The organism is Azospirillum argentinense (assembly GCF_000632475.1).
In the GTDB taxonomy this organism is placed as follows: Bacteria; Pseudomonadota; Alphaproteobacteria; order Azospirillales; family Azospirillaceae; genus Azospirillum; species Azospirillum baldaniorum.
This window is the reverse complement of the sequence record NZ_CP007794.1, coordinates 68385-90371: the sequence shown is the minus strand read 5'-3', so window position 1 is coordinate 90371 and position 21987 is coordinate 68385. Positions and strand designations below refer to the sequence as shown.

Below are 21987 nucleotides of genomic sequence, written 5' to 3'. Positions count from 1 at the left end.
GGACGAGCAGGCCGAGTATCAGGTGCGCGACCGGCTGTCGTCGATGCGGTTGTTCGGGCTGGGACTGGGGTAGGGGAAACGGGTTGCGGACCGGACGACGATCCGGCTGGCCCGCGAAGCGCCGGTGACGGCGGGGGCGGGCCGCCGGGACGTGGCGCTCGAGGCTGAACTCATAAAACAGCGCCTCCTGCATCACCGTCCGCTCGCCCATCATCGCTGCGTCCTCCTCTGCTCGGGAGAACTGAATCAGGACTTAACGCCGCCGGCAATCCCGATTTTTTCAACACTATCGCCCCGAACCGGACACCGGTCGGCATGACATGCCAATGCTTGGGGCACGAAGAGCATCATCACCGTCATTCGGCGATGTGAAGGCGGGGCCGGGGATCGTTTGGCCTGTCCTTGGATCCAAGACCGTTCATTGCCGCGTCGATCTCCTCCATGCTGTAAGCCATCGCGGGTGCCAGGTTCGTGATGTGATGGTCCCATTGCATTCGGCAGGAGATGTAGACTTCGGCACCGGCCTGCCCGTCGGCCGTGATCTGGATCCCCGCCTGCCGAAGCCGCTGCCGGGCAGCGTGGTAGCGTGCTCGCCAAAGGTCCCGGGTCTGCTGGTCCGGTTGCGCCTCCCGGTCCGGTGCCCCATGGGGAAGGAAGGTGTTCTCCAGGGATGTGAGGAGCATCATGGACGCTTCCCGGAGCTGCGTGACGGCTCCTGCCTCCTTCAGCCAGCGGTGCTTCTGATCATCCAGGGCGCTCTTGATCAGGCTCACCGTGTCCAACGCGACCAGCGTGGAACGGGACACCGAGTGGTATGGATCACTGAAGCGGAAGTAGAAGAGCACCGGGTAGAAGTGGTGCGCCTCCTTGGTCTGGGTCATCTCGACGCCGAGTTCCGACAGGTTCGTGTAGCCGCCGCTGAACTGCCCCTCAGGTCCGAGACGTGCCAGCAATTCGGCGGCATCGCCTGTGCACCCGGAGAGGAAATGGATGTTCATGGCCAACACGTTGCGCCGCTGGAGCGCCGTATAGACCTGCATCAGATAGGTCAGCGTCAGCGACATCACCGACATGCCGATCAGCGAATTGAACAGGAAAAGCAGCCGGGTGGGGCTCGTGTGCGGGGTGAAGTCACTCGCCCCGACAATGGCCATGCTGGTTCCCCCGGCATACATCGCGGTGACGAAGTCCGTGGGGGTTTCGCCGTTGGTGGCGCGGATGGAGGTGCCGAGTTCCGGGTGCATGATCAGCGCCGCCCCGAGCGTCAGCCCGAGAGCCCAGACCCCGACCAGCAGCACGAGGATGACCGGACCACAGAAGGACAGAACGGCTCCTTGTCGAGGGCCAAATTGCCGAGAACCAAGAACCTTTGAGGCTTTGACGAAGGAGGCCCAGATCAGCCGCTCGACCCTGAATCCGACGATGCTGGTGCCGATCCGGGCGTAGAGCACGGTCAGAAAGACATCGAGCAGGATGGTCAGGATCAGCAGTATTCCAAGACCCTGCTCCAGTCGTCCCATCATCGCGGCCTCCTGTCATCCCACCGGCTCGGTCGGGCTCATTGGGACTGCCCGACCGGGCCGGTCGCCTCCGCGCCCGGTCCAGGTTCGATGCGCCACAGCTGCGTCTCGAGGCGCGGGCCGGTCTCGGGCTTGAACCAGCTCATGTCCTGAATGCGGGAGCTGGTGACGTAGACGCTCCCGTCGGGTCCCTCCGAGAATGTATCGGGCCAGCGCAGCCGTTTGTCCTGTACGAGGGTGGTGATGCTATCGCCATCACGGACCTTCACGGCATCCTGCTCGATCGCGCTCAGGTAAAACCGTCCGTGCCCGTCGATCCAAAGACCGTCCGTCGGCTCGGTCTCTGCGGCACGCTCCACCCGAGCTTCGAGATCCTTCCCGGACAGACGTGGGTTTTCCAAGGCGTCCGTCGGGATGCGATAGAGGGTCCGGCCGGTCAGCGCTTTCCAGTAGAGCGTGCGCCCATCGGGAGAGAGCGCGATGCTGTCAGCGGCAAATTCGACCCCGCGCCCGTCGGGACGGCGCAACTCCTGCCCATCGGTCTTCACCACCACATCCTTTTCCGGTTGGGTGCTCGGGTGGCCGTGAAGGACGCGTCGGGCCTTGCCGTCCTGGAGATCCACAACGACGAGAGCACCCTTGGCCCCGGCATCGGTCAGGTAGGCATGCCGCCCATCCGGCGAAAACCGGACATCGTTCAGGTAGCTGCCCTGAGGCGCGACCGTCTCGTCGAAGTGGATCACCTGCGCAACCTTGTTCGTCTTCAGGTCGATCCTGACGAGCTTGGGCCCACCCTGGACGACCGGTGCCGTGGCTGGCGCGGCCGGGTCCACGACCCAGAGATTGCCGCGCGCATCGGCCACGACGCTCTGGACGCACACGAAGTGATCGCCGGCGGACATCTGGTTCTTCTTGGCGTTGCGCCAGGAATTCCACGCGTCGTCCGGGTACGGCTTGATGTGGCCGTCGCGCGTTACTTCGGCGACCGAAATCGGTGCATCCTCCGTCCAGCGCGGGAAGTTGACGAAGATGCGCCCGTCCTTCGAAACGGTCACTCCGGTCACCTGATGTTCAAAACTGGCGACCTGCTCCAGATGCCCCGTGCCCTGAGATGGTGCGGCGCCCTGCTGCGCCATGGATGTGCCGGCCAGGAGCGTTCCGAAAAGCAGGGTCACCGTTGCGAGCCGTTGCATGTTCATTTCCATTGCGTAGCCGTGATCGCGTGGCCGTGATCATGGGGGATGCGACGGCCACCTCAAGAGCGTGAACTCCGCTCAAACGCAGCCGTGTCGTTGGTGATTCAGTGCGGCCGCGCCTTCTCCTGCGCCTTCTCCTGCGGGGCGCGATTGGACACCGCCGCGAGGGCCGGTGCGGCCCGCATGTCCGGAGGCACCTTGAAGTCCCTGGCGGCGCCACGCGCCGCCTGGACACCCTGCGGGAAGCCGGTCCGATCCCTGTAGGAGCGTGGCCGGTCATGGGGGCGGCGGTGGCGGGCCGTGACCCCCTGCGCGCCGATGATGTCGAGCAGAGTCACCCCCAGCACCGCCGCAAGAGCAATCCCGACATTGTCGCGCTTCGGGTTGTCGTGCCGCATGGCCGTCATCAGGGTGGCGATGTCGAGCCCGTCTCCGGCCACCCGGCTCCACAACCCGAGATGCTTGTCGGGCGAGAGCGAGACGATGCCGTGCCCGAGTTCGCGGACGCCATAGGCCCGCACAAGGGCTTCCTTGCCCTCCATGCCAAGCGTCCGGGTGATGCGCTTCGCCGCAAACAGCTCGGTCAAGCCGAGCCCGATGCTGTACCAGCCGAGCGCTCTGGCCAAGCGGTCGGAGGCACCCAGCGAACTGGGCCCGGAGTGAAGGACTTTCGGGTCGCCCTTGGACCGGGCAATGTTCGAGATTGTGTAAGTCACGTCTTCTCTCCCCGGTCTTCAAGGTTTCAGGACGACCTTGACGCAGTTGTCCTGCTTGTCGCGGAACACCTTGTACATCTCGGGCCCCTCATCGAGGCTCACGGTGTGGGTGATGACGAACGATGGATCGATCTGCCCCTCCTCGATGCGGCGCAGGAGGTCGTCGGTCCAACGGTTGACGTGCGTCTGGCCCGTCCGGATGGTCAGCCCCTTGTTCATCAGCTGGCCCATCGGGATCTTGTCGACCAACCCGCCATAGACGCCCGGGATCGAGATCACGCCGGCCGGGCGGCAAACGTAGATCATCTCGCGAAGGACGTGCGGCCGGTCGCTTTCAGCGCCGAGCATCTGCTTGGCGCGGTCGTAGACCGTGTCCGGCATGGAGGGCGAGACATGGGCTTCCATGCCGATGGCGTCGATGCACTTCTCCGGGCCCAAACCACCGGTGAGCTCGTTCAGGCGCTCGACCACGCTCTCCTCGTCGAAGTTGATGGTGATGGCGCCACCGGCTTCCGCCATTTCCAGGCGCTCCTGCAGATGATCGATGGCGATCACCTGCTTGGCGCCGAGGAGGACGGCGCTGCGGATCGCCATCTGACCGACGGGACCGCAGCCCCAGATCGCAACGGTGTCGGTCGGTTGGATGTCGCACTGGACGGCGGCCTGCCAGCCGGTCGGGAAGATGTCACCGAGGAAGAGAACCTTCTCGTCCGGGATCCCATCCGGCACCTTGATGTGCGTCGCATCAGCGAAGGGGACGCGGAGATATTCGGCCTGTCCGCCCGGATAGCCGCCGGTCAGATGCGTGTAGCCGAACAGGCCCGCGGTCGGGTGGCCGAAGACCTTGTCGGCGAGATACTTTTTGCGGTTGGTGGCCTCGCACACCGAGAAATTGCCGCGTTTGCACTGGTCGCACTCGCCGCAGATGATCGTGAACGGAACCACCACCCGGTCGCCGACCTTGAGCTTGTGCTTGGCCTCCGGCCCGACCTCGACGACCTCCCCCATCATCTCATGCCCCATGATGTCGCCGGGCAGCATCGCCGGGATGAAGTTGTGGAACAGGTGCAGGTCCGAGCCGCAAATGGCGCAGCTCGTCACCTTGACGATGGCGTCGCGCGGCTGCTCGAGTTCGGGGTCAGTGACGGTGTCGCACCGGATGTCTTCCTTGCCATGCCAAACCAAGGCTCGCATGCTTTCCTCCTTCATCCTGCCAAGATGCAGAGGCCTGCGCTTCCGGAAGTGCTTCGGACCGAAGAGCCTGTCTCTGCGGGGGTGGCCTGTCGGATTGAAAGCCTCAAAACCTGAGCGAGCCTCACCGCGTTCCTAGGGATGGTTCCTCAGGGAACCTCCGCGCCAGGGGTTTCTAACCTCCATCACCTGACCGCCGCGGCGCCTGCACACCGGCCGATGCGGCAATCCGCACCGCGTCCGGTACGGTCTTGGCGCCAAGCCGCTGCATGACATGCGCCCGGTGGGTCTCCACCGTGCGCGGGCTGATGCCGATGTCCCGCCCGATCTGCTTGTTCGTCTGGCCAGCGAGGATGCCGGCCAACACCTCCCGTTCGCGCTCCGACATCTCGGCCATGCGAGCCCGGGCCCGGCCGGTCTCGTGGTCGGCCTCTTCAGTCTGACGAATGTCGGCCGCCGCTGATGCGACGGCGGCGAGCAGGGTGTCGGTACGATAAGGCAACGGCAGGAAATCCACCGCGCCGGCCTTCATCGCGTGCACTCCGAAGGTTACATCGCCTCCGGCATCACCCAGAACGATCACCGGCAGGCCGATCCGCCGAGCCTTGAGTTCTCTCGGGACGGCAAGGCCGCCCGCGTCAGGGTGCTGGATGTCGAGCACGACGCAGCCCGACACCAGGGCGGGTGCCGACTCCAGAAAGGCTTTGCCGGAAGGGAAGGCTCTGACGTCATAGCCGGCCTCCCAAAGCACGCGAGAGAGGCTCTCGCGTGAAGTCCCATCCGCGTCGACGATGTACACGAAGCGCCCTTCATGGCGCGTGATGTCCTGGGCGATGCCGCCGGTGCGCCGGACCCGGCCCTGTTCGTCCCGGATGGGGAAGAAGGTGTTGCGGATCCAACGCAACGCTCCGTCGGTTCGGGTGATGCGGAATTCCTCCACGGAGACCACACCGAGCGCCGTCCTGCCGAAAGCCTCGGCGACGCGGGCACGGTCATCGGGATGAACGACCTCGATCCACCGGCTTATGTCATGTCGGAATGCGTTTTGCGCTGTCCCGAAAACCGTTTCAAAGACCGGGTTGAGATATTCAAGCGTTCGGTCCCCCGCGTTGGCGATCCAGAACGCGTTCGTGGAATGCGCCGCGAATTCGCGGAAGCGCTCCTCGGCCCGCTTCTCACGGTCGATGTCCTGCACCACGAAGACCGCGCCCAGCCTCTCCCGGGCGGCGTTGTGGAAGGGTGCCGCGCTCACACGCGTCCACGCCTCTCGCCCATCCGGCAAGGTGAAGATGAAGTCGATCCCGGGGACGACCGTTTCGCCCCGCAACGCCCGCGCGCCTGGATAGTCCGATGGGCTGAGAGGCTGGCCCTCGGGAGTGTAGGCTCGCCAATGCCCGGCTTGCTTCGGGCTTCTGGAGGGGATGGTGACGAGGGCGTATTGCTGAAGCATCTGGTTCCCCAGCGTGATGTTCCCCTCCCGGTCGACGAGTCCCACACCGAGCGGCAGCTGGTCCAGGATCGCCGAGAGCCGGGCCTCGCTCTCACGCAGGGCCGCCTCGGCCCGCTTGCGCTCCGTTATCTCAAGCGCAGCCCCGGTGAAGCACACCGGCCGGCCATTTTCGAAGGTGGTCCGGCCATGGGTGGAGACCCAGCGCTCCACCCCGTCCTCAATCCCGATGACGCGATAGTCGATGTGGTAGACACCATCGCCCGCGGGATCCACGCAATGGGCCAGCGCGGCTTCGACCCGGGCCCGGTCCTCAGGATGAATGCCGGACATCCAGACATCCAAGGAGACCGGCGTATCCGGGGACAGGCCCCACATCGCCCTCAGGCGAGCATCCCAGTCCAGCGCACCGGTTGCCGGATCCCACGTATAGGGTGAGACATCGACGAGGTCGATGGCGGCCTGGAGCCGCGCCTCGCTCTGGCGCAGGGCCATCTCGGCGTGGACACGCTGTGTGGTCTCATGGACAGTGCACAGGACCCCGCCAATCCCGCCCGTCTCGTCACGAATGGGGCTGTAGGCGAACGAGAACCATGTCGCCTCGGGATGGCCCCGGCGCACGAGCGTCAGCGGCAGGTCCTCGAAGTAGCTGGCTTCGCCGTGCATGGCCCGTTCGGTGATCGGACCGATGGTGTCCCACACCTCCGACCAGACCTCGGGGAACGGCCGCCCGAGGCCGTTCGGTTTGTCACTCATGATCGGAATGTAGGCGTCGTTGTAGAAGCTCGTCAGTTCCGGCCCCCAGGCCAGATAGGTGGGGAAGGCGGAACTCAGCATGATGCTCAAGGCGGTGCGGAGCGACTGTGGCCAAGTCTCTGCCGGCCCGAGGGGCGTGGCCGTCCAGTCGTGGGTTCGCACGCATTCGCCCATGATGCCGGCACCGGGAAAACCGTCCGTCGCGTTCACCTCATGTCCTCTGTGAAGGCGCCTGGGCGTCGCAGGGAACTGTATGCTCATGCATCATCCCGGTTGGTTCGTGGCGATAGGTGTCACTCCACGCCGGGCAGACGGGCGCGCGGCGCCAATCGCGAAGCCGCGATTGGTCGTCAGATCATCGATTCCACAGGGGATCGCCTGACCGATGGCATCCTGCGGGCAATCTTGCACCAGCACGCCTTCGGCCGTCCGGCTCAAACAGGGCCGGCGTTTTTGTCGTTAATGGCCAACGTATGTTTTTTCACACCAACACTGATGACAGGAACACTGATGACAGGTTCGCCGGCGGCGTGGAACTGCGCATCGCATTCGCGAGACGAACGGCGGTCTTCCGTGCGCCGAGCGGCGCCCTTAAGCGGTGCCCGGTCGCGGAAGGCAGCGCGGACAGCCACGCGCATGGACAACGGAGGACATCGGCAACTCCCGTCACCGTCGACGGAACAAGCCATCAATCCCTCCAACCTGCGGGTGGGGCAAATGGTTCCTTGGCGTGCCCCAGCCCCCGGTTTTCTCGGATCTCGACACGATCGTGGCTTTCTGGCCTGCCCGTTTGGGGAAGGCCGGGCTGCATAAGGCGAATGCCATGCTACCGGTCCCTCCTGTTTTCACCGCGCGATGCGTCTCGTTCCTGCGGCTGATCCGGAACCTCGCTGCGGACAGCCTGCTGTTGCTGCAACTCGGAGGGGGGCTTCAGTTCGGCAGAGGCACCCGGTGCCTCACGCAGCCATTCTCGTTTCACGCAAACGCCCATTGGAATCTCCCAAACGTGCCTGCCGACTGAGATTTTCCGGCCCACCGTCGGTGGTGAGCCGGAGGTCAGCGGTCGAGCTTTCCGCCGGTGGAAGGGTCTTCAGCGGCGGTGTGCAGACTGTGCTTCGAAGATGACCGTCACCCTCGACGGCGCGGCATAGGGTTTGAGGAACGTCGAGGGGGACGCCGCCGGCCGAGGTCGCTGCACACAAGCCCCCGCATTCACGCCATGAAGTATCGTGCCGCATCGCCGTTCGACCATTCGGCGCGTGCCTAAGGGAGATCCCTTACCAAAAGGCCCTAACGATGCCGCACGGCAAGCGCTTCCATAAAGGCGCCGGCGTGTTTCACTTTCGGCAGAAAGGGGCGCAAACCTCCAATCGCACGCTTTCGCCGCTCATGCCCTCAAGAGGGAGATGGCCGAGAGAACCGGGGTTCCGCCCGGCTCGTCACCGTGCTCCCCGCGTCTCTTCGACGAGCCAGTCGACGAAGCCGGCAATCAGGTTTCCGGCATCGGCGTGACGTGGAACAAGCGCGACGTACCCCGTCCTCGGAACCCGGATCTCCGGCAGTGGCGTCATCAACCTTCCGCGGGCGACATCGATCTCCAGCATTGGGAACGGGCCGATACCAATGCCAAGCCCATCTTCCACCGCCTGACGGGTTACGAAAAAGTGATCGAAGATCTGGCGGGGATGCCCGGCAAGGTGCTGCAGCCCGGCCGCTTCGAGCCAGTCCGTCCAATCGCCGGCACGTGTTTCGCTTGCAAGCAGCGTATGTCCCTTGATGTCGGCGGGCTTCAGGATGGGCCGTTGCGCGAACAGCGTCGGGCTCATGATCAGCGTATCCGCATCATCCAGCACCGGGACGACGCGATGCTGAGGCCACACATGCTGCTGAGCGGCGCCACGCCGGATCGCCACGTCGACACCACCGCGCAAGTCCTCGAGCACGGTCGAAACCGTCGTAACCGCGACTTCAATGTGCGGATGGTCGGCGTGGTATCGGTTGAGCCGCGGGATCAGCCAGCGCATCGCGAAGCTGGTCGGGGCGCTGACACGCAGGATGCGGCGCGCGTCGGGCCGGCCACAGGCTTCCGCCGCAACAGCCAGGCGATCGAAGGAAAGACCGACCTCGGCGGCGAAGATTCTCGCCATCGGCGTCGCGACCATGCGGCGCCCGTCCTTCATGAAAAGCCTCTGGCCGAGCCAGCTTTCGAGTGCGGCGATCTGCCGGCTGACCGCACCATGGGTGAGACCGAGTTCGGCTCCGGCTTCGGCATAGCTGCCGGTCCGAGCCGCGACCTCGAAAATGCGCAGGGCGTTCAAGGGGGGAAGGCGGCGCATGGGAAATCCGTGAGAAAAACGAACGGTATCCGTGATGCAAAGCATACTAGTCGCTGAAATCTCACACGTATACCATGCTATTGAAATTACCCCAGCTGAACAGGGCCTGTTGCGTCATCGAGGAACAGAATAGATATGAAATCGAGAGATTGGTGGACTGAGAAAAAGAAAAGCCTGACAGGTGCGTGTCTTGCTCATGCGCTTCATGACGGCTACACCGATGCTCTCTATGTTTTTCTGCCAGTATGGCAGGCGCAGTTCGGCCTTTCCTATGCGGCGCTTGCCGTCGTCCGCGCCCTCTATTCCGGGACGATGGGCGGCCTGCAAATCCCGGCTGATCGTGCCCTGCGTGGCTTGTCGCCGCGAGCGGCGCTGATCCTGTCGACCGTCCTCGCATTGACGGGCTTGCTGATCATGGCGGCGCCGTTCGGCTTTGCGGGGCTTTGCGTTGGCCTCATCGTGGCCGGAATCGGATCGAGCATTCAGCATCCATGTGGCTCGATGCTTGTCACCGCGAGTTATGGCGCGGCGGCGCGACATCCACTCGGCATCTACAATTTTTCCGGCGATCTCGGGAAAGCCGCGCTGCCCGCACTCGTCGCTGTGCTGTTGCCGACTCTCGGCTGGCAGCCGGTGCTGGGGCTGATGGCGGTGCTTGGAATTGTTCTATCGGTCGCCCTGGTGCCGCTGACGCCGGCCACTCCCATCGCCAGGACCGCCACGACGAGGACGGCTTCCGGCCAGGGCCGCGGCGGCTTCGGCGTTCTGACGACGATCGGCGCTCTCGATACGGCAACCCGCATGGGCTATCTGCTCTTTCTGCCCTTCCTCATCCATGGACAGGGCGGGGACACGGCGACGGTCGGGCTTGCCCTCGCCCTGCTGTTCATCGGCGGCGCGTTCGGGAAAGCGACGTGCAGCCGGCTTGGGGAGCGGTTGGGTGTCGTCGGCAGCGTCATGGTGACCGAAGCCGCCACGGCCTTGCTCATCGTGGCGACGCTGTTCACGTCGCTGACGCCAACACTCATCCTGTTGCCGTTGCTGGGCGTCGTGCTCAACGGCACCTCTTCGGTGCTCTACGGCACCGTGCCGGAGCTTTCCGATGGCGATACGGGGCGGGCCTTCGCGGTCTTCTACACGAGTGTCATCGGTTCCGGAGGCGTCGCGCCGATTCTCTACGGCGCGATTGCCGATCACAGCACCCAGACGATCGGCGTGCTGGCTTCGGCGGCGACCGCCGCCCTGATCGTTCCGCTTGTCCTGATGCTGAGGCCGCATCTGAGCGACTCCACCGCGGGAGCGCACGAGCGCCCCGGCGTCTCCCGGCACCGAATGTCGAGGTGGATCGGCCAAGGCCGGCCGTAAGTCGCCGGCATTTCCGCCGCTTGCGGATCCGCATGAACGTTTCGCCACCACAGGAAGGTTCTTCCAATGAACACCGTTCCTCAAGCGCCGCTGGTTCTGATAACGGGTGGAGGGCGTGGCGTGGGCGCGGCGACTGCGAGGCTGGCCGCCGCTCAGGGCTACGATGTGGCGATCAGCTACGTCGCCAACGAGTCCGCCGCCCGTGCGGTGGCGGCGGATGTGGAAGCGCTGGGGCGCCGGGCTTTACCCGTGCGCGCCGACAGCGCGGACCCGGCGCAGGTGGTCCGGCTGTTCGCCGCAATTGACCAGGAGTTCGGCCGGATCGACGTCCTGGTCAACAACGCCGCGGTGCTTGCGCGGCAGTCCCGGACCGAGGATCTCGACTTCGAGCGGATGCAGCGCATCTTCGCGGTCAACGCGATCGGCCCTATCCTTTGTGCGCAGCAGGCGGCAAAGCGCATGTCGTATCGCCACAACGGGCGGGGCGGCGCCGTGATCAACATCTCATCGGCATCGGCCCGGCTCGGCAGTCCAAACGAATATGTCGACTACGCCGCCTCGAAGGGGGCCCTTGAAACCTTCACGACCGGCTTCGCCAAGGAGGTCGCGCGGGACGGCATCCGCGTGAACTGCATCCGCCCCGGGCACATCTACACGGACATGCATGCGAGCGGCGGAGAGCCGGGACGGGTGGATCGCGTCAAGGACTCGATCCCCATGGGAAGGGGCGGTCAGCCTGAAGAGGTCGCCCGGGCGATCCTATGGCTGGCAAGCGCCGAGGCTTCCTTCATCACCGGCACCTTCCTCGATGTCACGGGCGGCAAGTGAGCAACGGGATCGGCGTGAATCTTAACCCTCGACGCACCGTACCAGCCCGGATCATCCTCCGGCGCTGAAGCAGTCTCGCCACGGATCAACGGAGTTCAGGCCTGCCATGGACGAGAGCACGAGGGCTCTGGCGGGTTTGTACCCAAACCCATGCACCAAACGTGACGGCCCGATCGCCGCCACCGCGCTTGTCCGCCGGCTGATCGTGATCACGCGCGACGTGCGCGACTATGAGCCGATGAGTGTCAAGTTGCTCAATCCGTGGAGTGCTGGTTCAGCAGAGATGCTGGTTCATCCTCGGGAAGCGCGTCGAGGAGAAGTAGTTGGAGGATGGTGGAGGCCAGAAAAGTTAAGACCAAGCTCAAGCTCGGCCAGGATCGAACCTCTTGTCAATGTGATGACTTCCTTTCCAATGCTCAATCATTTTCGCCTGACTGGAGCTGCTGTAGATGGACAAAAATGTTTGCACGTAAATGCGGCGTAAGCCATTGATTCGCCGTATGTGCTGAATATGCGAAATCAACAACGTTTGCACCTACTCGTCATGTGCGTACCTCGTGCGTTGATATGCCGAAACAAAATTGTTTGCTCCTAGCAGGACGCGGAAAAAGGCTGTGCATGGCCGGCTGGTCGTGATTCTCTACGGTTGAGGAGAATGCAGCCGGCGAGGGGGCGATGCGGGGCTCGGACGAACGCAGCGAGGGTCTGTTCAGCTACGTGAGCTGCGAGGCACGGGTCCCGTCTGATCACCCGCTGCGGCCAATCCGGGCCATCGTGGATGAAGCGCTGGAGGTGATGTCGCCGGCGTTCGAGGGGCTGTACTCCAAGATCGGACGCCCCTCAATCCCGCCGGAGAAGCTGCTGCGGGCGCTGCTGCTCCAGGCCTTCTACTCAGTGCGCTCGGAGCGCCAGTTGATGGAGCAGCTCGATTACAACCTGCTGTTCCGCTGGTTCGTCGGCCTGTCGATGGACGCCCCGGTGTGGGACGTGACGGTGTTCACCAAGAACCGTGAGCGTCTGCTGACCGGCGACGTGGCGGCCCAGTTCCTGGCCACCGTGCTGGGCCAGCCGAAGGTCAAGACGCTGCTGTCGGACGAGCACTTCTCGGTGGACGGCACGCTGATCGAAGCCTGGGCCAGCGTGAAGAGTTTCCGGCCCAAGGACGGCAGCGGCGAGCCGCCGGGCCCGGGGCGCAACGGCGACCGCGACTTCCATGGCGAGAAGCGATCCAACGAAACCCATGCCTCGACGAGCGATCCCGAGGCGCGGCTCTACCGCAAGGGCAACGGGCAGCCGGCGAAGCTGGCCTTCCTGGGGCACGCGCTGATGGAGAACCGGAACGCCTTGGTGGTGAATGTCCGGCTGACGGCGGCCACCGCCCTGGCCGAACGCGAGGCGGCGGTCTCCATGGTCGAGGCGATCCCCGGTCGCCACCGCATCACGGTGGGCGCCGACAAGGCTTACGACACCAAGGATTTCGTGGCGAACCTGCGCGGCCTGGGCGCCGCCCCGCACGTCGCGCGGAACACGAGCAACCGCCGTTCGGCGATCGACGGTCGGACCACCCGTCACCCCGGCTATGCCGTCAGCCTGCGAATTCGCAAGCGGATCGAAGAGGTCTTCGGTTGGATCAAGGGAGCCGGCTTGCGCAAAACGCGTCATCGCGGCACGGCCCGTGTCGGCTGGATGTTCATGCTGACCGCCACCGCCTACAACCTGATCCGCCTGCCCAAGCTGCTGGCCGCGGCATAATCACGCCCGGAGTCCGCCTGAACGGCGGTTCCGGGAGCTGAGCCTCCTCCGAATCGGTGGACACCTTTGTTAAGCTCCCGTGGGGAGCGGAGAGGTGGACATGACGACGAAACGGCGCTTCTTCACGGACGAGTTCAAGCGGGAAGCCGTGGCCCTGTTGGAAAGCAGTGGCCGGCCCCTGGAGCATGTTGCCGAGCACCCGAACGGCTGTGGCCCGCGCCCGGATCAGGTCGCGCACCGCCTCGTGTGCGCTGTCCGGGACCCAAACAGCCGTGAGGTCTCCGGAGCGGTGCAGCTTCGCCAACATCACCGCATCCCGGCGATCGGTTTTCACCCGGTCGCCGACCTTCATCGGGATCAGAGACGGCGCCACCACGATGCAGTCGTGCCCCAAGTCGGTCAGCTGCCGATGCAGACCGTAGCCACAGGGACCGGCCTCGTAGCAGAAGCTCAGCCGCCGGCCACCCTTGGCCAGCTTTTCCGCCAGCTTGGCGATTTGCTCAGGCGTGTGGCGGACGCTTCCCAGTTGCCGCACCTCACCGCCCCGCAGCCTTCCGCCACGGTGACCGCCACCGTCGCCTTGTGGACATCCAGTCCCACGTAGATGGTATCGTTCATCAGGCCCGCCCTCCATGTCTGAGGCTCGGCGCCGGCCAGTCCGGCGCAACCCTCGATTGGGGCATGTCGCAGGGCGGGCCGCCAGCCTTCTCAGGCCGCGAACATAGAGTCTAAATTCGGACGAACACCGTTTCCGTTTCACCGTCATCGGGTCCGTCCTTCATTCTGGGCGAACCAAGCTTATCCGACTGTCCGGGAAACGAGGACCAGCTCAATCTCCCGCCGGACCCTGCGCACCTTCCGGCCGCAGGCCAGGACTGATTGGCGGGCGGCGACCGCCTCCGTGTGAGCCTGTCGGAAAGTCGGAGCATGCTGCGCGGCGGCACAGCTTTCGTGACAAAGCCGATCCGACAGCTTGGCAGAAAGGAGAGCGTGTTCATTCTCCATTTCATATGGAGCGCAGCACTCTTTTCTGCATGCGTTCACCCGCTATCCACACCAAACGCGGAAGAACCACCGATTCGGAGGAGGGTTTACGCGCCCATCCCTGCGGTTGCAGGGGCAACCTCTCCTGCCGTGCGGCGCCTTATCGATACCCCGAAATGCGCGTGCTTGATCGCGAAATGCGTCAAAAAGTCGTATATTTGGCAGATTACCGTATCAAAATAGTTATAATTAGCCATAACTGTGTGTTATGGTCGTTTTCACCGCCAATCTTCCCTCCAAAGGTTGCAGTCAGGCGCGAGATCGTCTTTTGGGAGAAAAACTTAATATCAATGCACCAAATAGGCGGTGACCGACAAACCAGCCGGTTCGCGATTCCAAAAGCAAAAAATTTCGCCATTGGGATCAATCCAAAAACAAGCAGGGAAAATCTCTTAATTTCTGCTTATACAGAATAATCATCTTAAACATCAAGATATAATTACGCACAATTCGCTTTCACGAAAAGCGTTCTAAGAGAATAGAAAATATTATATGTGTAATCTATACAATCGTTGATTGGTTTTTGCACAATCAAAAGAAAATCTAGGAGAACAAAAATGCCAAATATCAACGGAACTAATAACAATGACAACATTATTGGGGGTTCTCAAAACGATATAATTTTTGGATATGCAGGTGACGATTCGCTGATTGGCGGAGACGGGGATGATTTCCTGGATGGCGGTGATGGCAACGATACGTTGATTGGTGGTGCCGGAGCTGACACGTTTCTCGGCGGTGCCGGCATCGATTTGGTCAGCTACGCCGCATCCTCCGAGTCTGTTACGGTCAGTCTGTCTGGGAGCGTCGACTCCACGGGTGATGCGACAGGCGACGTATTCGACGGCATCGAGAACCTCATCGGCTCCAGCTACAGCGACAACTTGATGGGTTCGGCCGACGCCAACACGATTTATGGCGGCGCCGGTGCGGATGCGATCGCTGGTTACGAGGGCGATGACAGCCTGGACGGCGGAGATGGCAATGACACTCTCCGTGGCGGTGCTGGAGCCGACACGCTGATCGGCGGCGCCGGAATTGATCTGGCCAACTATTCTCAGTCCACGGCGGCGGTCAACGTCAACCTGGGTATGGGCACCGGGAGTGGTGGCGACGCGACGGGCGATGTGCTCCTCAGCATCGAGAACCTCACCGGCTCGGCCTACAACGACGTCCTGACCGGCTCGGCCACGGCCAACCTGATCGCCGGTGGCGCCGGCAACGACCTTCTGACCGGCGGGGCTGGGGCGGACACGCTGGACGGCGGCACCGGAACGGACACCGCCAGCTACGCCACCTCCGCGGCAGCGGTCAACGTCGACCTGGGCACCGGCATTGCCAGCGGCGGCGACGCGGCGGGCGACGTGCTCATCGGCATCGAGAACCTCACCGGCTCCGCCTACAACGACACGCTGACCGGCTCGGCCGCTGCCAACGCGCTGGTTGGCGGCGCGGGCAACGACCTGCTGATCGGCGGGGCCGGAGCGGATACCCTGCAGGGCGGCGACGGCACGGACACCGTCAGCTACGCCACCTCCGCGACCTGGGTCTATATGGACCTGGAGGAGGGCAGCGGCTATGGCGCCGGCTCGGGCGTGGGGGGCGACGCGGAGGGCGACGTGCTCGTCAGCGTCGAGAACCTCATCGGCTCAAATTACAACGACCTCCTGTTCGGCTCCTCCGTCGCCAACCTGCTCGTCGGCGGCGCCGGCGACGACCTGCTGTACGGCGCCGCTGGGGCGGACACGCTGGACGGCGGCACTGGCACGGACACCGCCAACTATGCCGGTTCCGCGGTGGGGGTCAGCGTGGACCTGAACACGGGCACGGGTGCGGGCGGTGACGCGGCGGGCGATGTGCTCGTCAGCATCGAGAATCTCACCGGTTCCAACCACAACGATACCCTCACCGGCTCGGCGGTCGCCAATCTGCTGACCGGCGGGGATGGCAACGACACGCTGATCGGCAACGCCGGCAACGATACCCTTTACGGTGATACCGGCTACAATCCTGGCAATGACAGCCTGGACGGTGGCGACGGCGACGACTTTCTGCACGGCGGGGCCGGAGCGGATGCGCTGGACGGCGGCGCCGGCACGGACACCGCCAGCTACGAGGGTTCCGGGGCGGGGGTCAGCGTGAACCTGAGCACCGGCACCGGCACCGCTGGCGACGCGGCGGGGGATGTGCTCGTCAACATCGAGAACCTGATCGGTTCCATCTACGACGACCTCCTGGTCGGTTCGGCCGGAGCCAATGTGCTCGTCAGCACCGAGGGCAACGACACACTGATCGGCGGAGCCGGGGCGGACACGTTGAACGGCGGGGACGGGACGGACACCGCCAGCTACGCCACCTCCTCAGCGGCGGTCAGCGTCACCCTGGGCAACGGCTACAGCGCGGGTGGCGGTAACGGCGGCGACGCGGCGGGTGACCAGCTGATCTTCATCGAGAACCTCATCGGCTCCGCCTATGACGACAGCCTGACCGGCTCGGACGTGACCAACGCGCTCTTTGGCGGTGCCGGCAACGACACGCTGATCGGCGGGGCCGGGGCGGACACGCTGGATGGCGGCACCGGGACTGACACCGCCAGCTACGCCGCGTCCGTGGCCTCGGTCGCGGTGGACCTGAACTCGGGCACCGGGAATGGCGGCGACGCGGCGGGTGACGTGCTCGTCAACATCGAGAACCTCGTCGGTTCCGCCTACAACGACACCCTGTACGGATCGGCCGCCGCCAACGCGCTCGCTGGCGGTGCCGGCAACGACACGTTGATGGGCAACGCTGGCAACGACAGCCTGGATGGCGGCGTTGGCAGTGACTCCCTGGACGGTGGCGACGGAAACGACCTGCTGACCGGCGGAGCCGGGGCGGACACGCTGGACGGCGGAACGGGAACGGACACCGTCAGCTACGCCGCCTCCTTGGTCGCGGTCAGCGTCGACCTGAATTCAGGCACCGGCACTGGCGGCGACGCCGCGGGCGACGTGCTCATCGGCATCGAGAACCTCACCGGCTCCGCCTACAACGACACCCTGTTCGGTTCGGCCGCGGCCAACGCGCTCGTCGGTGGCGACGGCAACGACATGCTGGTCGGCGGGTTCGGAGCGGACACGCTGGACGGCGGCGCCGGCACGGATACCGCCAACTATGCCACCTCCACGGTGGGGGTCGCGGTGGACCTGAGCATGGGGACCGCCTCCGGCGGCGACGCGGCGGGCGACGTGCTCGTCAGCATCGAGAACCTCTACGGCTCCGGCTACGACGACGTCCTGGCCGGTTCGGCCGCGGCCAACGTGCTTCTGGGTGGTGGCGGCGCGGACCAGCTTTTCGGTCTGGACGGCAATGACTCCCTGGACGGCGGTGACGGCAACGACCTGCTGATCGGCGGGGCCGGAGCGGACACGCTGAACGGCGGCGCCGGAACGGACACCGCCAGCTACGCCACGTCCGCGGCCGCGGTCGCGGTGAACCTGGGCACTGGCACCGGCACGGGCGGCGATGCCGCCAGCGACGTGCTGGTCAACATTGAGAACCTCACCGGCTCGGCCTACAACGACGTCCTGACCGGCTCGGCCGTGGCCAACCTGATCGACGGCGGCGCGGGCAACGATCTGCTGACCGGCGGGGCCGGGGCGGACACGCTGAACGGCGGCACCGGAACGGACACCGCCAGCTACGCCGCGTCCGCGGCGGCGGTCTCGGTGGACCTGAACTCGGGCACCGGGAATGGCGGCGACGCCGCGGGCGACGTGCTCATCGGCATCGAGAACCTCACCGGCTCCGCCTACAACGACACCCTGTTCGGTTCGGCCGCGGCCAACGCGCTCGTCGGTGGCGACGGCAACGACATGCTGGTCGGCGGGGCCGGGGCGGACACGCTGGACGGCGGTGCCGGCACGGACACCGCCAACTATGCCACCTCCACGGTGGGGGTCGCGGTGGACCTGAGCATGGGGACCGCCTCCGGCGGCGACGCGGCGGGCGACGTGCTCGTCAGCATCGAGAACCTCTACGGCTCCGGCTACGACGACGTCCTGGCCGGTTCGGCCGCGGCCAACGTGCTTCTGGGTGGTGGCGGCGCGGACCAGCTTTTCGGGCTGGACGGCAATGACTCCCTGGACGGCGGTGACGGCAACGACCTGCTGATCGGCGGAGCCGGAGCGGACACGCTGAACGGCGGCGCCGGAACGGACACCGCCAGCTACGCCACGTCTGCGGCCGCGGTCGCGGTGGACTTGGGCATGGGGACCGCTTCCGGCGGCGACGCGGCGGGCGACGTGCTCATCGGCATCGAGAACCTTACCGGTTCCGGCTACGACGACGTCCTGGCCGGCTCGGCCGCCGCCAATCTGATCGATGGTGGCGCCGGTGCGGACCAGCTTTTCGGTCTGGACGGCAATGACTATCTGGATGGTGGCGATGGCGACGACACGCTGATCGGCGGGGCCGGGGCGGACACGCTGGATGGCGGCACCGGGACTGACACCGCCAGCTACGCCGCGTCCGTGGCCTCGGTCGCGGTGGACCTGAACTCGGGCACCGGGAATGGCGGCGACGCGGCGGGTGACGTGCTCGTCAACATCGAGAACCTCGTCGGTTCCGCCTACAACGACACCCTGTACGGATCGGCCGCCGCCAACGCGCTCGCTGGCGGTGCCGGCAACGACACGTTGATGGGCAACGCTGGCAACGACAGCCTGGATGGCGGCGTTGGCAGTGACTCCCTGGACGGTGGCGACGGAAACGACCTGCTGACCGGCGGAGCCGGGGCGGACACGCTGGACGGCGGAACGGGAACGGACACCGTCAGCTACGCCGCCTCCTTGGTCGCGGTCAGCGTCGACCTGAATTCAGGCACCGGCACTGGCGGCGACGCCGCGGGCGACGTGCTCATCGGCATCGAGAACCTCACCGGCTCCGCCTACAACGACACCCTGTTCGGTTCGGCCGCGGCCAACGCGCTCGTCGGTGGCGACGGCAACGACATGCTGGTCGGCGGGTTCGGAGCGGACACGCTGGACGGCGGCGCCGGCACGGATCCGCCAGCTACGCCACGTCTGCGGCCGCGGTCGCGGTGGACTTGGGCATGGGGACCGCTTCCGGCGGCGACGCGGCGGGCGACGTGCTCATCGGCATCGAGAACCTTACCGGTTCCGGCTACGACGACGTCCTGGCCGGCTCGGCCGCCGCCAATCTGATCGATGGTGGCGCCGGTGCGGACCAGCTTTTCGGTCTGGACGGCAATGACTATCTGGATGGTGGCGATGGCGACGACACGCTGATCGGCGGGTCCGGAGCGGATACGCTGGACGGCGGCGCCGGGACCGACACCACCAGCTACGCCGCTTCTGCGCTGGCGGTCTCGGTGGACCTAGGCACCGGCACGAGCAGCGGCGGCGACGCGGCGGGCGACGTGCTGGTCAACATCGAGAACCTTATCGGCTCTGCCTACAACGACACGCTGACCGGCTCGGCCGCCGCCAACGCACTCGCTGGTGGTGCCGGTAACGACCTGCTGATCGGCGGAGCCGGGGCGGACACGCTGGACGGCGGAACGGGAACGGACACCGTCAGCTACGCCGCCTCCTTGGTCGCGGTCAGCGTCGACCTGAATTCAGGCACCGGAAGTGGCGGTGACGCGGCGGGCGACGTGCTCGTCAGCATCGAGAACCTCACCGGCTCCGCCTACAACGACACCCTGTTCGGCTCGGCCGCGGCCAACGCGCTCGTCGGTGGCGACGGCAACGACATGCTGGCCGGCGGAGCCGGGGCGGACACGCTGGACGGCGGCGCCGGCACGGACACCGCCAGCTACGAGGGTTCCGGGGCGGGGGTCAGCGTGAACCTGAGCATGGGAACCGCCTCCGGCGGCGACGCGGCGGGCGACGTGCTTTTCGGCATCGAGAACCTCACCGGTTCCGGCTACAACGATACCCTCACCGGCTCGGCCGCGGCCAACGTGCTGCTGGGCGGTAGCGGCTCGGACCAGATTTTCGGTCTGGACGGCAATGACTATCTGGACGGCGGTGACGGCAACGACCTGCTGATCGGCGGAGCCGGTGCGGACACGCTGGACGGCGGAACGGGAACGGACACCGTCAGCTACGCCGCCTCGTTGGTCGCGGTCGTGGTGAACCTGGGCACCGGCACCGGCACCGGCGGCGATGCCGCAGGCGACGTGCTGGTCAACATCGAGAACCTCACCGGCTCCAACTATGACGATACTCTGACCGGTTCGGCTGCGGCCAACACGCTCGCTGGTGGTGCCGGCAACGACCTGCTGGCCGGCGGGGCCGGGGCGGACACGCTGGACGGCGGTGCCGGAACGGACACAGCCAGCTACGCAACCTCCTTGGTTGCGGTCAGCGTGAACCTGGGCACCGGTACAGGTACGGGTGGCGATGCGGCGGGCGACGTGCTCATCGGCATCGAGAACCTGACCGGCTCCAACCACAACGACACCCTCACCGGCTCGGCCGCAGCCAACGTGCTGCTGGGCGGTAGCGGCGCGGACCAGATTTTCGGTTTGGACGGCAATGACTCCCTGGACGGGGGCGATGGCGACGACACGCTGGCAGGCGGCACCGGGGGCGATGAGCTGAAAGGCGGCAATGGGGTGGACACCGCCAGCTATGCAACCTCCGCCGCAGCGATCGGCGTGCATCTGGGTGCGGGGACCGCTTTCGGCGGCGACGCGACGGGGGATGTGCTCGTCAGCATCGAGAACCTGATCGGCTCCGCCTACAACGACACCCTGTCCGGTTCGGCCGCGGCCAACGCGCTCGTTGGTGGCGACGGCAACGACATGCTGGCCGGCGGGGCCGGGGCGGATACGCTGGACGGCGGCGGCGGAACGGACACCGCCAGCTATGCCACCTCCTCGGCGGCGGTCACGGTGAGCCTGGGCAGCGGCAGCGGCAGCGCTGGTGACGCGGCGGGCGATGTGCTCATCGACATCGAGAACCTCGACGGCTCCGCCTATAACGACACCCTGTCTGGCTCCTACCTCGGCAATTGGATCAACGGGGGTGACGGTGCGGATCAGATTCTCGGCGTTGGCGGCAACGACACCTTGGCCGGTGGCTTTGGCGACGACACGCTGTGGGGTGGAGACGGCAACGACGTGCTGTTGGGTTGGTACGGCGACGACGTGCTGATCGGCGAGGACGGTGACGACACGCTGTTTGGCGAGGAGGGCAACGACACGCTGCATGGCAATGCCGGCGCCGACATCGTGTCCGGCAACAACGGGAACGACTTGATCGGCTTGGGAGCCGGCAACGACCAAGGCCGGGGCGACGCCGGCAACGACACGCTTTTCGGCGAGGAGGGCAACGACACCCTGTGGGGTGGGGACGGCAACGATGCTGTGAACGGCGGCGCCGACGACGATTGGGTGACCGGCGAAGCGGGCGACGATTGGGTATGGGGCGAGGCCGGCAATGACACGCTGTGGGGGAGCGACGGCAATGATACGCTGTGGGGTGGTATCGGCAATGACATGCTTTTCGCCGACGGTGGCAGCGACGAACTGTGGGGTGGTGATGGAAGCGACCTGTTCGCTTTCGGCGCCACGTCGGGCGGCTCGGTGGTGAAGGACTTCGTCGTCAATCAGGACCATCTGGCCTTGTATGACGGAACCAGCCTGAGCGATGTGATCGCTTCGGCGCGGGTGGAGAATGGCAACACCGTCTTCTCAACGGGCGGAGGCAACCGCATCACCATCGAGGGAGTGACCAGCTCGTTCTCCGCTTTGTTCAACTGAGCGACGAACGGCGCTTGACCATCGGCGGTCGTTCCCTGGCCATCCCACTCCGCTTTCCGAGGGTG

The 21987-nt window shown here is 65.3% G+C and carries 13 protein-coding genes and 3 pseudogenes; 9 read left to right on the top strand and 7 right to left on the bottom strand.

Annotated features, from left to right (window positions below):
• Position 1: 1 nt before the first annotated feature.
• A pseudogene (locus tag ABAZ39_RS37700) lies at positions 2-136 on the top strand (IS5/IS1182 family transposase); the annotation flags it as partial.
• 220 nt (positions 137-356) lie between these two features.
• Here ABAZ39_RS37700 and ABAZ39_RS14665 read toward each other — a convergent pair.
• The 6 genes from ABAZ39_RS14665 to ABAZ39_RS14640 all read right to left on the bottom strand — a co-directional run bounded on the left by ABAZ39_RS14665 (position 357) and on the right by ABAZ39_RS14640 (position 9162).
• Positions 357-1523, bottom strand: a complete 1167-nt coding sequence (locus tag ABAZ39_RS14665; RefSeq protein WP_040133808.1) for a potassium channel family protein — start codon at positions 1521-1523, stop codon at positions 357-359.
• 35 nt (positions 1524-1558) lie between these two features.
• A complete protein-coding gene (locus tag ABAZ39_RS14660; protein ID WP_040135169.1) occupies positions 1559-2713 on the bottom strand; it encodes an L-dopachrome tautomerase-related protein in 1155 nt (384 codons plus the stop codon).
• 107 nt (positions 2714-2820) lie between these two features.
• Positions 2821-3432, bottom strand: coding sequence for a hypothetical protein (locus tag ABAZ39_RS14655; RefSeq protein ID WP_040133807.1), 612 nt, complete (start codon positions 3430-3432; stop codon positions 2821-2823).
• 18 nt (positions 3433-3450) lie between these two features.
• Complete coding sequence (locus tag ABAZ39_RS14650; protein ID WP_040135167.1) at positions 3451-4626, bottom strand: zinc-dependent alcohol dehydrogenase; 1176 nt, start codon at positions 4624-4626, stop codon at positions 3451-3453.
• Positions 4627-4798: 172 nt separating this feature from the next.
• Positions 4799-7036, bottom strand: coding sequence for a PAS domain S-box protein (locus ABAZ39_RS33050; RefSeq protein ID WP_081863213.1), 2238 nt, complete (start codon positions 7034-7036; stop codon positions 4799-4801).
• A gap of 1229 nt (positions 7037-8265) precedes the next feature.
• Entirely contained in the window at positions 8266-9162 is an 897-nt protein-coding gene (locus ABAZ39_RS14640) for a LysR substrate-binding domain-containing protein (RefSeq protein ID WP_040133806.1), read from the bottom strand.
• Between the two features lie 135 nt (positions 9163-9297).
• Between ABAZ39_RS14640 and ABAZ39_RS14635 the strand changes: the two genes are divergently transcribed.
• The 4 genes from ABAZ39_RS14635 to ABAZ39_RS14625 all read left to right on the top strand — a co-directional run bounded on the left by ABAZ39_RS14635 (position 9298) and on the right by ABAZ39_RS14625 (position 13107).
• Entirely contained in the window at positions 9298-10527 is a 1230-nt protein-coding gene (locus ABAZ39_RS14635) for an MFS transporter (protein WP_051658126.1), read from the top strand.
• Positions 10528-10593: 66 nt separating this feature from the next.
• The gene (locus tag ABAZ39_RS14630; RefSeq protein WP_040133805.1) at positions 10594-11355 is read left to right on the top strand and encodes a glucose 1-dehydrogenase; all 762 of its coding nucleotides are present in this window, start codon (positions 10594-10596) and stop codon (positions 11353-11355) included.
• A gap of 106 nt (positions 11356-11461) precedes the next feature.
• Positions 11462-11839, top strand: coding sequence for a PIN domain-containing protein (locus ABAZ39_RS34170; RefSeq protein ID WP_081863061.1), 378 nt, complete (start codon positions 11462-11464; stop codon positions 11837-11839).
• A gap of 191 nt (positions 11840-12030) precedes the next feature.
• Positions 12031-13107, top strand: a complete 1077-nt coding sequence (locus tag ABAZ39_RS14625) for an IS5 family transposase (protein WP_040133804.1) — start codon at positions 12031-12033, stop codon at positions 13105-13107.
• A gap of 178 nt (positions 13108-13285) precedes the next feature.
• Here ABAZ39_RS14625 and ABAZ39_RS34165 read toward each other — a convergent pair.
• Positions 13286-13725, bottom strand: a pseudogene (locus ABAZ39_RS34165) (IS110 family transposase); the annotation flags it as partial.
• A gap of 542 nt (positions 13726-14267) precedes the next feature.
• On the opposite strand from ABAZ39_RS34165, the gene ABAZ39_RS35625 reads away from it, so the two are divergent.
• The 4 genes and pseudogenes from ABAZ39_RS35625 (at position 14268) to ABAZ39_RS14610 (ending at position 21922) form a co-directional block, all read left to right on the top strand.
• A complete protein-coding gene (locus ABAZ39_RS35625) occupies positions 14268-14567 on the top strand; it encodes a hypothetical protein (protein ID WP_144243564.1) in 300 nt (99 codons plus the stop codon).
• 141 nt (positions 14568-14708) lie between these two features.
• A pseudogene (locus ABAZ39_RS37695) lies at positions 14709-14894 on the top strand (calcium-binding protein); the annotation flags it as partial.
• 144 nt (positions 14895-15038) lie between these two features.
• Positions 15039-19355 (top strand): beta strand repeat-containing protein, encoded by a 4317-nt coding sequence (locus tag ABAZ39_RS14615; protein ID WP_040133802.1) that lies wholly within the window; start codon positions 15039-15041, stop codon positions 19353-19355.
• On the top strand, positions 19244-21922 hold the full coding sequence (locus ABAZ39_RS14610) for a calcium-binding protein (protein WP_040133801.1): 2679 nt from the start codon (positions 19244-19246) through the stop codon (positions 21920-21922). The genes ABAZ39_RS14615 and ABAZ39_RS14610 overlap by 112 nt, the downstream gene beginning before the upstream one ends.
• The last annotated feature ends 65 nt before the right edge of the window (positions 21923-21987 follow it).

Bases quoted from the DNA above. Each gene is read 5' to 3' on its own strand.
- ABAZ39_RS14660 (WP_040135169.1), bottom strand. From the start codon at position 2,713: ATGCAACGGCTCGCAACGGTGACCCTGCTTTTCGGAACGCTCCTGGCC.
- ABAZ39_RS14650 (WP_040135167.1), bottom strand. From the start codon at position 4,626: ATGCGAGCCTTGGTTTGGCATGGCAAGGAAGACATCCGGTGCGACACC.
- ABAZ39_RS14635 (WP_051658126.1), top strand. From the start codon at position 9,298: ATGAAATCGAGAGATTGGTGGACTGAGAAAAAGAAAAGCCTGACAGGT.
- ABAZ39_RS14630 (WP_040133805.1), top strand. From the start codon at position 10,594: ATGAACACCGTTCCTCAAGCGCCGCTGGTTCTGATAACGGGTGGAGGG.
- ABAZ39_RS14625 (WP_040133804.1), top strand. From the start codon at position 12,031: ATGCGGGGCTCGGACGAACGCAGCGAGGGTCTGTTCAGCTACGTGAGC.
- ABAZ39_RS14665 (WP_040133808.1), bottom strand. From the start codon at position 1,523: ATGATGGGACGACTGGAGCAGGGTCTTGGAATACTGCTGATCCTGACC.
- ABAZ39_RS14640 (WP_040133806.1), bottom strand. From the start codon at position 9,162: ATGCGCCGCCTTCCCCCCTTGAACGCCCTGCGCATTTTCGAGGTCGCG.
- ABAZ39_RS35625 (WP_144243564.1), top strand. From the start codon at position 14,268: ATGCGCGTGCTTGATCGCGAAATGCGTCAAAAAGTCGTATATTTGGCA.
- ABAZ39_RS34170 (WP_081863061.1), top strand. From the start codon at position 11,462: ATGGACGAGAGCACGAGGGCTCTGGCGGGTTTGTACCCAAACCCATGC.
- ABAZ39_RS14615 (WP_040133802.1), top strand. From the start codon at position 15,039: ATGGGTTCGGCCGACGCCAACACGATTTATGGCGGCGCCGGTGCGGAT.
- ABAZ39_RS14610 (WP_040133801.1), top strand. From the start codon at position 19,244: ATGGGGACCGCTTCCGGCGGCGACGCGGCGGGCGACGTGCTCATCGGC.